This window comes from Seonamhaeicola sp. MEBiC01930 (assembly GCF_045277075.1).
In the GTDB taxonomy this organism is placed as follows: Bacteria; Bacteroidota; Bacteroidia; order Flavobacteriales; family Flavobacteriaceae; genus Seonamhaeicola.
The window spans coordinates 872,123-885,524 of the sequence record NZ_CP104270.1 but is presented as its reverse complement, the minus strand read 5'-3'; the positions used below and the strand labels follow the sequence as shown (position 1 = coordinate 885,524).

13 protein-coding genes are annotated in these 13,402 nt (G+C 34.2%); 6 read left to right on the top strand and 7 right to left on the bottom strand.

Features of this window, described 5'->3' with window-relative positions:
• Nucleotides 1-21: 21 nt before the first annotated feature.
• From arsM to N1F78_RS03855, 6 genes are all read right to left on the bottom strand, one after another.
• Complete coding sequence (gene arsM / locus N1F78_RS03880; protein ID WP_406684873.1) at nt 22-993, bottom strand: arsenosugar biosynthesis arsenite methyltransferase ArsM; 972 nt, start codon at nt 991-993, stop codon at nt 22-24.
• 88 nt (nt 994-1,081) lie between these two features.
• Nucleotides 1,082-1,894: a purine-nucleoside phosphorylase gene (locus N1F78_RS03875; protein WP_406684872.1), complete on the bottom strand. Its 813-nt coding sequence runs from the start codon at nt 1,892-1,894 to the stop codon at nt 1,082-1,084.
• On the bottom strand, nt 1,887-2,516 hold the full coding sequence (locus tag N1F78_RS03870) for a TIGR04282 family arsenosugar biosynthesis glycosyltransferase (RefSeq protein WP_406684871.1): 630 nt from the start codon (nt 2,514-2,516) through the stop codon (nt 1,887-1,889). The genes N1F78_RS03875 and N1F78_RS03870 overlap by 8 nt, the downstream gene beginning before the upstream one ends.
• On the bottom strand, nt 2,509-3,003 hold the full coding sequence (locus N1F78_RS03865; RefSeq protein WP_406684870.1) for a rhodanese-like domain-containing protein: 495 nt from the start codon (nt 3,001-3,003) through the stop codon (nt 2,509-2,511). Before N1F78_RS03865 ends, N1F78_RS03870 begins: the two co-directional genes overlap by 8 nt.
• 14 nt (nt 3,004-3,017) lie before the next feature.
• Nucleotides 3,018-4,073, bottom strand: coding sequence for an arsenosugar biosynthesis radical SAM (seleno)protein ArsS (arsS, locus tag N1F78_RS03860; RefSeq protein WP_406684869.1), 1,056 nt, complete (start codon nt 4,071-4,073; stop codon nt 3,018-3,020).
• A gap of 3 nt (nt 4,074-4,076) precedes the next feature.
• The gene (locus N1F78_RS03855; RefSeq protein WP_406684868.1) at nt 4,077-4,412 is read right to left on the bottom strand and encodes an arsenosugar biosynthesis-associated peroxidase-like protein; all 336 of its coding nucleotides are present in this window, start codon (nt 4,410-4,412) and stop codon (nt 4,077-4,079) included.
• Nucleotides 4,413-4,666: 254 nt separating this feature from the next.
• Between N1F78_RS03855 and N1F78_RS03850 the strand changes: the two genes are divergently transcribed.
• Complete coding sequence (locus N1F78_RS03850; RefSeq protein WP_406684867.1) at nt 4,667-7,105, top strand: helix-turn-helix domain-containing protein; 2,439 nt, start codon at nt 4,667-4,669, stop codon at nt 7,103-7,105.
• Here the strand turns inward: N1F78_RS03850 and N1F78_RS03845 are convergent.
• Complete coding sequence (locus N1F78_RS03845; protein ID WP_406684866.1) at nt 7,102-8,244, bottom strand: acyl-CoA dehydrogenase; 1,143 nt, start codon at nt 8,242-8,244, stop codon at nt 7,102-7,104. The genes N1F78_RS03850 and N1F78_RS03845 overlap by 4 nt on opposite strands.
• Before the next feature lie 89 nt (nt 8,245-8,333).
• Here N1F78_RS03845 and N1F78_RS03840 point away from each other — a divergent pair, with 89 nt between their 5' ends.
• From N1F78_RS03840 to N1F78_RS03820, 5 genes are all read left to right on the top strand, one after another.
• Nucleotides 8,334-9,398, top strand: a complete 1,065-nt coding sequence (locus N1F78_RS03840; protein WP_406684865.1) for an anhydro-N-acetylmuramic acid kinase — start codon at nt 8,334-8,336, stop codon at nt 9,396-9,398.
• 151 nt (nt 9,399-9,549) lie between these two features.
• Nucleotides 9,550-10,776 (top strand): Glu/Leu/Phe/Val dehydrogenase dimerization domain-containing protein, encoded by a 1,227-nt coding sequence (locus N1F78_RS03835; RefSeq protein ID WP_406684864.1) that lies wholly within the window; start codon nt 9,550-9,552, stop codon nt 10,774-10,776.
• A gap of 8 nt (nt 10,777-10,784) precedes the next feature.
• A complete protein-coding gene (nhaD, locus tag N1F78_RS03830) occupies nt 10,785-12,179 on the top strand; it encodes a sodium:proton antiporter NhaD (protein WP_406684863.1) in 1,395 nt (464 codons plus the stop codon).
• A 117-nt stretch (nt 12,180-12,296) separates the two neighbouring features.
• Complete coding sequence (locus N1F78_RS03825; RefSeq protein WP_406684862.1) at nt 12,297-13,004, top strand: MotA/TolQ/ExbB proton channel family protein; 708 nt, start codon at nt 12,297-12,299, stop codon at nt 13,002-13,004.
• A gap of 1 nt (nt 13,005) precedes the next feature.
• Nucleotides 13,006-13,401: an ExbD/TolR family protein gene (locus N1F78_RS03820; RefSeq protein WP_406684861.1), complete on the top strand. Its 396-nt coding sequence runs from the start codon at nt 13,006-13,008 to the stop codon at nt 13,399-13,401.
• Nucleotide 13,402 lies beyond the last annotated feature (1 nt).

The following is a 13,402-nucleotide window of genomic DNA, read 5'->3' as shown; positions in this document are numbered from 1 at the left end:
ATTTAAAGAACATTCAATCCTTTAGCAACAGCCCCCACCGTCATAATGATAGGTAGATTCACTAATAAAAATATCATCTCTTCCTAGGGCAGCTAAGTTACCAGCTGTTTTATCACAAACGGCTAATGGTTGATTTTTTAATAAGATATGACCAGCTTTGTCATCAATAAAATCATCATCGCCAAAATAAATAGCAGCTTTACCTGTAAAAACACAAGGTCCGTCTGCCGGCATGGGGTCCTTTATAGCTGCAACTTCAATAGATTCAATATAAATCAATTCGTCTGTTTCATAATGCTTTGGGCTCAATACACGATATGGCTTTCTTGCTCTAATTTCAATAGTTCCAAAACCTGCATCTGTAAGCATTTTAACGTATTCTTTTATTGGTAAACTTCCACTCAAACATAAAGCTCTAAGCCTGTCGTCATTTCTAAGCGCATCACTCATAGGTTGTTCGCAAGTAGGGTCGCTCATCACTAAACGTCCATGAGGTTTTAAAACACGGTACATTTCGGCAATGGCCTTTTTTAAATCTTCTTCCTTAAAAATATTAAATAGGCAATTTTGAGCAGCTACATCAATGCTATTATCTTCAACGGGTAAATTAAGCGCATCACCTTTTCGTAAATCAACAAATTCACTTTTAAACCATGAGTTTAATTCCTCCGCTTCTTTAAAGTTTTTACGGGAGGCTTCTAACATTTCATCCACTACATCAACGCCAATAACTCCTAAATTTTCACGATTAAAATATGAGAATTGTAACAGTTCCATGCCGCCACCAACACCAACATATAACATTTTAGGGTTGTTAGATAAATCTCTAGCATGAACGGTGGAACCACAACCATAATTCATCTCCTGCATGATTTTTGGGATTTTTAATCCAGGTAATTCCCAAATAGGATTAGTAGTACAGCATAAACCAACATCTGGAGTTAGTGCAGCTTCTTTATATACATCTTTTGTTGTTTCTAAGTAATTACTCATGTTGTGATATTCAGTATTCAGTTAGCAGTATTCAGGTACGGTCTATATCATTTTGACTATTTACAAGTTTATGGTTACCGCTATCGTGTTAAAGTTTTTTTATCAATTCCGTAAATAAGGTGATCATATTAGGTTCAGCTTTTTTAGCGTTTGCAATAATATCCTCAATATTTACAGGTTCTAGGTTATCTGGGTCGCATTCATCTGTTAAAACTGACACTGCTGCCACTTTTAAATTTAGATGATTGGCAACAATAACCTCTGGAACTGTGCTCATACCAACAGCATCTGCGCCAATTAATTTTAACATACGGTATTCAGCACGTGTTTCTAGCTGAGGACCAACAACCGAAGCATAAACACCTTTATGTAAGTTGATGTTGCTTGATTTGGCAATACCTTCAAATTTTGAATTTATTTCAGCATCATAAGGGGCACTCATATCTGTAAAACGTTCTCCTAATTGTTCAACACCTCTAAAGGCTAAAGGAGATTTCCCTTGAAGGTTGATATGGTCATCAATAACCATTAACTCGCCTTTTTTAAAGTTGAGGTTTATTGCTCCAGCAGCATTTGAGACTAGTAATGTTTTAATACCTAGTTTTTCCATAATACGAACCGGATATGTAACATCTTGCAAGCTATACCCTTCATATAAATGAAAACGCCCTTGCATAACAATTACTTTTTTCCCTCCTAAAATGCCGTATATCAGTTTGCCTTTGTGAAATTCTACGGTTGCCGTTGGAAAATTAGGAATATGATTGTAACTAGCTTGCTGAATAATATCAATATGGTCAATCAATTGCCCTAAGCCTGTTCCTAAAATAATACCAACTTCAGGGTTTTCAAACCCTTTATTTTTTAAATAATCTACAGTTTCTTCTATATATTTAATCATATAAAGCCTTGATTTTTTCTTGTAATACTTTATTAGATTTATAAAACTTTGACGCTTTTAAATCTTCAAACGTATCTATATCATTTAATGTTTCTAAAGTACTAAATGTTATGTTATTTTTAGTTAAGTCTTTTAGTGTTTCTTCTAGTAAATTATTTTGGCTCCAAGGTTTATTGTTGAAAGCTGTTTCAACCATTTTAGATAAGCCAATTAAATAATAACCTCCATCTTGTGCGGGCCCAAATACGGTGTCGGTTTGTTGTAAGGTAGATAAAGCCTTTTCTATTTGATAGGCTGAAATATCTGGTAAATCAGATCCAATTAGTATAATGTTTTTATAACCGTCTAGAAATCCCTCAAGGAAAGCATTTTTCATGCGTTCACCTAAGTCTTTGCCTTTTTGAATGTCTTTGTAGTTATTCACCCATTCAGACTCAACAATAGCATCTGAAAAATAAATACGCTTATCAATATTTAAATTTTGTATTGCTTTTTCTGTGATTTCAACTAGTTTATTGTAAACCTCAAAAGCAGCTTGATTTCCTATTGTTTTGGCTAAACGCGTCTTCACTTTTCCAGGAATCGCATTTTTTACAAAAACTATAACCAGATCTTTACTCATATATCTTTTGGCCTTGTTTTAACCATTTACTCCATTCTTTTGAAAACGTATGAACTTCATTGGTTTCATAACCTTCAGAGTTATAAACAGGGTTGCTCTGGTTTTTCCATTCAAAAATACCTCCATATAAGTTAAAGATATTATTATAGCCCGCTTTCTTAAGTTTTTCTGCAATATCTTCTGATCGAATTCCTAAAGAGCAGTACACAATAATTTTGGAATCTTTATTTGGAATTTTTTGGCAAGTAGAATCTAAATTAAAGAAATCATACCCTATGAAAATAGCATCTTTTAAATGACTAATTGCATATTCTTTAGATTCTCTAGCATCTAAAAGAATAATATCTTCAGGGTATGATTTCAATTCATTTACATAAATATACGGAATACTTTCTGTATTGTACTTTTTGAGTAATTGATCTAACTTTTTTTGAGAGTAGCTCAATGAAGCAATTAAAACCATTAAAAATACCAGAACTTTTTGCATAACTTTAATTTAGTTTAAGCCACTGTGCCTTGACAACTACTTCCAGCACCAGCAGTACATCCATAGCAGTGTTGTGAAATTACAATATTTCTGCCTTCTAGAAGTTTTTCGTTGTATTCAGATATGTGTTTTATCTTGCTATTAATGGGTAATTCAAGCATTTGGTTAAAATCACAATCATACAAATAGCCATCCCAACTAATAGAAAGAGTGTTAGTACACATAACATTGTTTACTGCTGAAGGGTTATAGGCTTCAACTAAGGCATACATGTAATCTTCGTAATTTTCAGAGGCTATTAAATAATCTAAAAACCTGCTGATAGGGAGATTTGTGATGGCAAATAAGTTATGGAATTGAATATCAAAATCTTCTAACAATGCTTTTTTAAAATCTTTTTGCATTGAATCTTGATCACCTGGTAAAAATGCTCCTGATGGATTGTATACCAAATCTAATCTTAAATTGCTATTAGGCATTCCATAGCCAATTGAATTTAGGTCTTGAAGAGCTTGTATAGACTTGTTAAAAACGCCATCACCACGTTGCTTGTCTGTTTTTCCACGAGTCCAATGTGGCATAGAACTTACCACATGTACATTGTGTTTTTTAAAAAACTCTGGTAAATCATGATATTTTTTATTGGCTCTAATTATTGTAAGGTTTGAGCGAACAATAAAATCTTTAATACCAGCCTTTGCGGCTGCTTCAACAAACCACCTGAAATCAGGATTCATCTCTGGAGCGCCCCCAGTTAAATCTAAAGTGTGGGCACCAGTGTTTTTAATTACCTCCAAACATTGCTCCATGGTTTCGCGAGTCATTATTTCCTTCCGGTCAGGGCCAGCATCTACGTGGCAATGTTCACATACCTGATTGCACATGTAGCCAACATTTATTTGAAGGATTTCCAGTTTTTTTGCCTTTAACGGAAATTGATTGCTTTCGGCTATTTTATCTTTAAATGTTGGTAATTCTCCGTTTTGAAAAATACCATTTGATAAAATTTCTAACTGTCGCTTACTATTAGCTAATTGACTATTTCGTTTGTGTAGTGACTTTGTAGCCATTAATTACATTTCAAGTTTATTAACCTTATTCATCATTTGAACCCCATGAACTAAAGTAGCTCCACTTTTTATAGCAGCACCAACATGAATAGCTTCCATCATTTCCTCCTTGGTAATACCTCTTTGAAGAGTGTCTTTGGTGTAGGCATCAATGCAATAAGGGCACTGTTCTGTATGTGATACGGCTAGGGCAATTAATGCTTTTTCTCGGGCAGATAAAGCGCCTTCTTCAAATACTTTTCCGTAGTACTCAAAAAACTTGTTACCCAATTCTTCACTCCATTCAGTAATATTTCCAAACTTTCTCAAGTCTGCAGGATCATAATATGTTTTACTCATCTTATATATTTTGGTCTAAAATATGAAATCTAAAACCTTAAGTCGGCATGAGAAGGCTTTCTTAACAGAAGTTTTTAAGTTTTTACTAGAATTAGCAAGTTAGATAATTTTTTTGATAACGACTATCCTTGATTAGTAGAGTAGAGGTTTTTACAGCGCTTTGGAGGTACGCAAGAGAAATTTTTGTTTTTTATTAAAAACCTGTTTAAAAAAAGTGATAATTAGTATCTTCCGGGTTCTAAATTTACTGTTTAATGGCTGAAAATAGAGAATTGGAATTGGCGTGGAAGTTTGTGAACCACACAAATCGTTCTATTTTTTTAACGGGTAAAGCAGGTACTGGTAAAACCACCTTTTTACACCGTTTAAAAATGCACAGCCTAAAACGCTTGGTGGTGGTGGCTCCAACCGGAGTAGCTGCAATAAATGCCAAAGGGGTTACCATACATTCATTTTTTCAGATGCCTTTTGGACCTATACTACCCGATACCGACCTGAACGCGAGTAAAGGCTTTAATCGAAAATTTAACAAAACTAAGATTAATATTATCAAGTCAATGGATCTTTTGGTAATTGATGAAATTAGTATGGTACGGGCAGATTTGTTGGATGGAATTGATAGAACGTTACGTCGTTTTAGAAACCGCAATAAGGTATTTGGTGGTGTGCAAGTGTTGATGATTGGAGATTTACAACAATTATCTCCAGTTATAAAAGAGCAGGAGTGGGATTTATTAAGGCATACTTATAAAAATGTGTTCTTTTTTAGTAGTAAGGCATTTGCTGAATGTCATGCAATTACTATAGAACTGAAGCATATTTATAGGCAGGAAAACCCCAAGTTTATAGATATATTAAATGCCATTAGAAATAATGCACTTAACAATGCTGTGGCTACTGAGCTGAACAAACGTTATATTCCAGATTTTACTCCAGAACCAGATGCTGGTTATATTTCGTTGACTACTCATAATAATAAAGCAGAGGCTACTAATACCGCCGAGTTGAAAAAGCTGAAGGGTGCAATAAAAACCTATACCGCTGAGGTGGATGGGAAATTCCCTGAGTTTGCTTACCCTAACAAGAAAGTTTTGGAGTTGAAGGTAGGAGCACAGGTTATGTTTGTTAAAAATGATAGTAGCCCTGAGAAACGCTACTTTAATGGGAAGATTGGAAAGGTAATACACTTAGATTCTGATGAAGTGGTGGTGCATTGTCCTGATGATGATTTTAATATTAACGTAACTCCAGAGATTTGGGAGAATATTAATTATTCGGTTGATGTGGAGACCAAAGCTATTGCCGAGGAAAAAATAGGATCTTACACCCAGATACCATTGCGTTTAGCTTGGAGTATTACCATACATAAAAGTCAGGGGCTAACTTTTGAAAAAGCCATTATTGATGCCGGTGCTGCTTTTGCTCATGGTCAAACCTATGTGGCTCTAAGTAGGTGTAAGTCTTTAGAAGGCTTGGTGCTAAAGAGTAAGATACATTCCAACCAAATTATTAGTGATGAGAATGTGACAAGTTTTAATGAGCAGGCTGAAGAAAACGCCCCAGATGAAAATGTTTTAAAAGATTCACAAAAGAACTTTCAATTAGATTTAATAGCCGAGATTTTTGAGTTTTATGCCTTTTTAAATCCCTTAAATAGAATTCTGGATATTTACTATAAAAATAGAACGGTTATTGAAGGAACTATTGAGGCTACTTTTTTGCCTATTAAAGAATGTATTACCAATTTTTTAAAAGTGGCTAACGGATTTAATGCACAGTTGAAACAGCTTTCAGAAAATGGAGATTTGGTCGAAGATAATCCAGTTATTCAAGATCGTTTTAAAAAGGCCATTCAGTATTATAAAAATGAAACTGAAACTAAAATTGTTGAACCTTTAAAAACATTTGCTTTTACTACCGATAATCAAGCTATAGGAAAAGAGATAACGAAACATTTAGATGTGTTTGAAGAATTGCTGATTGTTAAAACTACCTATTTTAAAGGGTTGAAAGAGAGTTTTAATTCAAAGCAATTTTTAGAATTTCGAGCCAAATCAGTTTTTATGGGAAAGGACAAACCCAAGAAACGTAGAAAAGAGGTTATAGATGGAACTACCAATGTAGAACTTTTTGAAAAACTTCGTATTTTAAGAAATGATATAGCTAGAGAAAAGGATTTAATCCATTACCAGATTTTTGCACAAAAAGCCTTGTATGAAATTTGTGAAACTTTGCCTACCACAAAACAGGAATTGTTGCGGGTAAACGGCATGGGAAAAACACGTGTTGAAAAATATGGTGCGGCTATTTTAGGGGTAATTCATGCCTATTGCGAAGAACACGATATTGAAACTTCACTAGAGGTAGAAATTTTTGATACCTTTAAGCCTAAACGTAAAAAAGGCGATACCCTCAAAGAATCCTTGGCTATGTTTCAATCTGGGAAATCAATTGAGGAAATATCCAATTTACGTGAACTTAATACCAATACTGTTTTTGGGCACTTGGCAAGTTTTATTGCTACTGGCGAGGTGAATATCACAGACCTGATTCCTGAAGCTCATTACAGCGAGTTAAAAGCACTAATTCCAGAAAAGACCTTTGAAAACCTATCGGACTTGAAACATCAGTTGGATGAAAAATATAGTTATGGGGAATTGCGATTGGTTTTGGAGGAATTACAACAAAGCTAATCCCGTAAAATACTCCTTGAAATCACAATCTTTTGAATCTCACTAGTTCCTTCGTATATCTGTGTGATTTTTGCATCACGCATCATGCGCTCTACATGGTATTCTTTTACAAAACCGTTGCCACCATGAATTTGTACAGCCTCCACGGTATGTTCCATGGCTACTCTAGAGGCATATAGTTTTGCCATGGCGCTTGATAAGTCATAGTTGTTGCCTTGATCTTTGTCCCATGCGGCTTTCATAACTAAATAACGAGCTGCAGCTATTTCTGTATGCATATCGGCCAATTTAAATGCAATCGCTTGATGATTACCTATTTCTGTGCCAAATGCTTTACGTTCTTTACTATATTTAAGGGCTAATTCATAAGCTCCTTGGGCTATTCCCAAAGCTTGGGCAGCAATGCCAATACGGCCGCCAGAAAGTGTTTTCATTGCAAACCTAAATCCAGAACCATTAACACCTATTCTGTTTTCTTTGGGTACTTTAACATCATTAAATTGAAGAGTGTGTGTGTCACTTCCTCTAATACCAAGTTTATCTTCTTTAGGGCCAACATGAAATCCTTTCATGTCTTTTTCAACAATAAAAGCATTGATACCATGTGAACCTTTGTCTTTATCAGTTTGAGCAATCACAATATAAATTTCTGCTCGTCCGCCATTCGTAATCCAGTTTTTCGTTCCGTTCAATAAATAATAATCTCCTTTGTCAATTGCAGTTGTTTTTTGAGAAGTTGCATCACTTCCAGCTTCTGGTTCGCTTAAACAAAAGGCGCCAATACATTCTCCAGAGGCAAGTCTTGTTAAATATTTTTCTTTTTGGTTTTCAGTTCCATAGGCTTCCAATCCGTAACAAACCAATGAATTATTAACCGATACCATTACTGAAGCTGAAGCATCAATTTTTGATAATTCTTCCATAATTAGTACATAGGAAAAGGTGTCCATACCACTGCCTCCATATTTTGGGTCTACCATAACGCCCATAAAGCCTAGTTCTCCCATTTTATTTACTAATTCATCTGGGAATTCCTGTTTGTTGTCACGTTCAATTACACCTGGCAGTAATTCGGTTTGAGCAAACTCTCTAGCTGCATCTCTAATCATGATATGTTCTTCGGAAAGCTTAAAATTCATAACCTGGGAAATTATATTTTTAACAAAATTGTTATCAAATATAAATATTTGATGTGATATTTTTAATGATTATCTCTATTTTTGTGAATATGATAAAATCGAATTATAGAATCGTTGGTGTGATGTCAGGGACTTCACTTGACGGAATTGATTTGGTACACGTTGATTTTCAATTTGAGGACACTTGGGAATTTAAAATTAATAGCGCTGAAACAGTAGCTTATCCAAAAGAATGGAAAGAGAGGCTTAAGGGTTTGATTTCATTAAATACAGAAGAACTGCATCAAACAAATAGTAGTTATACTTCTTATTTGGCCTCTGTGATTAACGATTTTATTAAAAAGAATAAGATTAAAGATTTGGATGCGGTATGTTCTCATGGGCATACAGCTTTACATCAACCCGAAAAGCAGTTGACTTTGCAGATAGGAAACCTTCCTCAACTAGCTTCTCTAATAGAAAACAAAGTAGTTTGTGATTTTAGGTTGCAAGATGTGTTATTAGGAGGACAAGGTGCACCATTGGTGCCCATAGGAGATACGTTGTTGTTTTCAGAGTTTGATTATTGCATAAACCTTGGAGGGTTCGCCAATATTTCAACAAATATTAATGAGGAGCGCATTGCCTATGATATTTGCCCAGTGAATATTGTTATGAATCATTATGTGAAGTCCGTAGGACTGGACTATGATGATAACGGTAAATTGGCATCTAAGGGAGAGGTAAATGTAACGCTATTAGAAAAGCTCAATAGATTGTCTTTTTATAAAGAATTACCACCAAAATCATTGGGTTTAGAGTGGGTATATGATAATGTCTTTCCTTTAATTAATACTAATGAAAGCAACCTTAATAATATTTTAAGAACTTTTGTGGAACATATTGCTATCAAGATTTCAGAAAGTATATCCAGTAAGCCAAATAGTTCTGTTTTAATAACTGGCGGGGGTGCTTATAATTCATTTCTAATTGATAGAATAAAGGAGCTTTCAAAAAATGAAATAGGTATTCCATCACAAGAAATAATTGAATTTAAAGAAGCGCTTATTTTTGGTTTTTTGGGTGTTTTAAAGCTTAGAAATGAAATCAATTGCCTACAAAGTGTTACAGGAGCTTCTAAAAATCACAGTTCTGGTTATGTTTTTATGCCGTAAAATTAATATTTAAGAACTTAAGTTTTTTATATTTGTTACCAGTAATAATTTCCAAACGTTTTTATAAAATGACTCAACTTTAGCTATTCTAGAGCGAAATTGCTTCGTAATTAGGTTGTTAGGCTTTTAGTTGAATTATATTTTTATAAAAATGAAAGAATTATTAAAACGATACGAAAATAAAGAACCAGAAATAGTTTTTAATTGGAAAGATTCCAAAACCGATGCAGAAGGATGGGTTGTAATAAATTCTTTAAGAGGAGGGGCTGCAGGAGGAGGAACACGTATGAGAAAGGGGTTAGATATGAATGAAGTACTATCATTAGCTAAAACTATGGAGATTAAATTTACGGTTTCTGGACCACCAATTGGTGGAGCTAAGTCGGGTATAAATTTCAACCCCAAAGATTCAAGAAAGAAAGAAGTTTTAGAACGCTGGTATAGGGCCGTTTCTCCGTTGCTTAAAAGCTATTATGGCACTGGTGGTGATATGAATGTAGATGAAACTCATGAGGTTGTTCCAATAACTGAAGAAAGTGGTGTTTGGCATCCGCAAGAAGGTGTTTTTAATGGACACTTTAAGCCTACCGAATCGGATAAAATTAATAGAATTGGTCAATTAAGACAAGGAGTAATAAAAGTAATTGAAAACCCAATTTATACCCCAGACGTTTCAAGAAAATATACCATAGCCGATATGATTACTGGTTTTGGAGTAGCTGAAGCGGTTAAACATTATTATAATATTTATGGAGGGCATATTAAAGGGAAACGAGCTGTAGTACAGGGTTTTGGAAATGTTGGTGGAGCTGCTGCTTTTTACCTTGCACAAATGGGTGTTAAAATAGTGGGAATTATTGATTCAAGTGGTGGGTTAATAAACGAAGATGGGTTTTCATTTAATGATATTTGTCATTTTTTTCTAGCCAAAAAGGGTAATACATTAGCATCCGAAAATTTATTACCGTTTGAAGAGGCCAATAAAAGAATTTGGGCTATTAAAACGGAGATTTTTGCACCCTGTGCAGCCTCACGCCTAATTACTATTAATCAAATTGATGAAATGATAGATAGTGGTTTGGAAGTAATTTCATGTGGAGCAAATGTACCTTTTGCAGATAAAGAAATTTTCTTTGGGCCAATTATGGAACATACAGATTATAGGGTAAGTTTAATTCCTGATTTTATTTCAAACTGTGGAATGGCAAGAGTTTTTGCCTATTTTATGGAGCGAAAAGTTCAAATGACGGACGAAGCAATTTTTAACGATACATCAAATAGAATAAAAGAAACAATTGAAAAAGTATATAGCAAAAACAAGTCAAGGACGGGGTTAAGCGCTACAGCTTTTGAGATTGCATTAAAACAACTAATTTAAACTAATTTATGGAAGCAGTAATTATTATAGTATTTGTAATGGGCTATTTAGCTATTACCCTTGAACACAGTATAAAAATAGATAAATTAATTCCTGCTCTGGTTATGATGGCCATTTGTTGGGCCTGTATAGCACTTGGTATAGAGTCCTTTCCGCAGTGGTTTGATTCTGGTAAACATGCGCTTTTAGATAGTTTTGGTTTATTAGAGCATGAAGAAAAGATGCATTTAATGGAGGAAACCTTATTGCATCATTTAGGTAAAACCGCCGAAATTTTAGTGTTTCTTTTAGGAGCTATGACCATAGTAGAAATAATTGATTATTTTGATGGATTTTCTACTATTAAGGGATTCATAAAGACCAAGAAAAAGACAAAAATCTTATGGATATTTTCAATATTGGCATTTATTCTGTCTGCTATAATAGATAATTTAACAGCTACAATTGTTTTAATTTCAATTCTTCAAAAGATAGTTAAGGACAGAAATACTAGAATTTGGTTTGCTGGATTAATAATTATTGCAGCTAATGCTGGAGGAGCTTGGTCTCCAATTGGAGATGTAACTACTACAATGCTTTGGATAGGCAATAAAGTAACTACCGGAAATTTAATTGCTTACCTTTTAATACCATCTTTCTTTTGTATGGCGGTGCCATCATTTATTGCTACATTTTTACCAGCCTTTAAAGGGGAATTAGAGATGGAAGAGACTAATGATAAACCAAAGTCTAAATTTAGTTCTACCATGCTTTATCTTGGTTTAGGAGCTATTGTATTTGTACCAATTTTTAAAACGGCAACGCATTTACCACCATATGTTGGTATGATGTTGTCTTTGGGTGTGGTTGCTACTTTTGCCGAAATATATAGTAATTCTAAATTTAGTTTGACTGAAGTTGATTCTGCCGAAAGTGATGCACATGCACATCATAGTCCTGTGCATTATTCATTATCAAAAATTGAGTTGCCAAGTATTTTATTCTTCTTAGGGATATTAATGGCCGTTGCAGCTTTAGAGTCTTTAGGTATTCTATTTGGCGCTGCAGATTGGTTACGTGAGAGCACACCACAATTAGGTACAGAACTTGAAACCGGAGGAGTGTCAGATTTAGTAGTAATGTTCTTAGGTGTAGGTTCTGCAGTTATAGATAATGTTCCATTAGTGGCTGCTAGTTTGGGTATGTTTTCGGAGCCATTAGATCATCAATTATGGCATTTTATCGCTTTTTCTGCTGGTACTGGAGGTAGTATGCTAATTATTGGTTCTGCTGCTGGAGTGGTAGCAATGGGAATGGAAAAAATTGATTTTTTCTGGTACCTTCGCAAAATTTCTTGGTTGGCTTTAATAGGGTTTGTTGTAGGTTCCATTGCATTTATGGTAATGAGAGGCATTCTAGGTTAAGTTTTTCCTAAGGTTTAGGCATTTGGTCTAATAATTGTTAGTAAGATTTTGTTATTTTTTTTTGTTATACTTTAATAAAAAAAGAAACGTTATACTTTTGCAATAAATTTATATTATATGCTTATCACATTTTTAACCCTACAAAATACTCAGGAAAGTGCTGAAGCTTTAACTGATGGAGAATCAGTTGAAAAAACACTTTCAATTATAGAATTAATTACAAGTGGAGGTGCCGCAGGACAAGTTATTATTGCTATTCTGTTTTTACTTTTAATAGTTGCTAGCTACATTTATTTTGAACGACTATTTGCTATTAAAGCTGCGTCTAAAGTAGATTCAAATTTCATGAATCAAATTAAAGACCATGTTAGTAATGGTAAAGTTGAATCTGCTCAAGTTTTGTGTGCACAAGTAAATTCTCCGGTTTCTAGGTTAATTGGAAAAGGAATAACAAGAATAGGTAAGCCTTTAGCAGATATTAATACCGCTATTGAAAATGCTGGTAGATTGGAGATTTACGGATTAGAGAAAAACGTGAGTATTTTGGCTACTATATCTGGAGCTGCTCCAATGATAGGTTTTCTTGGAACAGTTGTTGGTATGATTTTAGCCATATTTGAATTGGCTAATGCAGGAGGCTCTATTCAAATGGATGTTCTAGCAGGAGGTTTGTATACAGCAATGACAACCACTGTAGGCGGCTTAATTGTTGGTATTGTGGCTTACATAGCCTATAATCATTTAGTTGTTAGAACAGATAAGGTGGTGTATCAAATGGAAGCTAATTCACTAGAGTTTTTGGATCATCTAAACGAACCGACGTAATATGAATTTTAGAGGAAGAAATAAAGTTACACCAGAATTCAATATGTCGTCAATGACAGATATTGTATTTCTGCTTTTAATCTTTTTTATGATTGCTTCTACTTTGGTGTCTGCTGAAGCCATAGATTTATTATTGCCCAAATCATCTAGTAAAACAACTCAAGTAAAAAATATATCTGTAAGCGTTAATAAAAAACACCAGTATTTTGTAGACATGAAAATGGTGGCTAAAAGTCAATTAGAATCTGCTATTCTAACGGCTATGCAAGGAAGTAGTACTTCTTCAATAACTATTAGGTCTGACCAAGATGTTGAAATGAAACATGTGGTCTATATTATGGATATAGCCAATCGGAATAAGATTAAAAGTACCTTGGCCGTAAAATCTTCTAGGTAGC

Coding starts and splice junctions, on each gene's coding strand:
- arsM (WP_406684873.1), bottom strand. CDS start 993: ATGAGTAATTACTTAGAAACAACAAAAGATGTATATAAAGAAGCTGCA.
- N1F78_RS03875 (WP_406684872.1), bottom strand. CDS start 1,894: ATGATTAAATATATAGAAGAAACTGTAGATTATTTAAAAAATAAAGGG.
- N1F78_RS03870 (WP_406684871.1), bottom strand. CDS start 2,516: ATGAGTAAAGATCTGGTTATAGTTTTTGTAAAAAATGCGATTCCTGGA.
- N1F78_RS03865 (WP_406684870.1), bottom strand. CDS start 3,003: ATGCAAAAAGTTCTGGTATTTTTAATGGTTTTAATTGCTTCATTGAGC.
- arsS (WP_406684869.1), bottom strand. CDS start 4,073: ATGGCTACAAAGTCACTACACAAACGAAATAGTCAATTAGCTAATAGT.
- N1F78_RS03855 (WP_406684868.1), bottom strand. CDS start 4,412: ATGAGTAAAACATATTATGATCCTGCAGACTTGAGAAAGTTTGGAAAT.
- N1F78_RS03850 (WP_406684867.1), top strand. CDS start 4,667: ATGGCTGAAAATAGAGAATTGGAATTGGCGTGGAAGTTTGTGAACCAC.
- N1F78_RS03845 (WP_406684866.1), bottom strand. CDS start 8,244: ATGAATTTTAAGCTTTCCGAAGAACATATCATGATTAGAGATGCAGCT.
- N1F78_RS03840 (WP_406684865.1), top strand. CDS start 8,334: ATGATAAAATCGAATTATAGAATCGTTGGTGTGATGTCAGGGACTTCA.
- N1F78_RS03835 (WP_406684864.1), top strand. CDS start 9,550: ATGAAAGAATTATTAAAACGATACGAAAATAAAGAACCAGAAATAGTT.
- nhaD (WP_406684863.1), top strand. CDS start 10,785: ATGGAAGCAGTAATTATTATAGTATTTGTAATGGGCTATTTAGCTATT.
- N1F78_RS03825 (WP_406684862.1), top strand. CDS start 12,297: ATGCTTATCACATTTTTAACCCTACAAAATACTCAGGAAAGTGCTGAA.
- N1F78_RS03820 (WP_406684861.1), top strand. CDS start 13,006: ATGAATTTTAGAGGAAGAAATAAAGTTACACCAGAATTCAATATGTCG.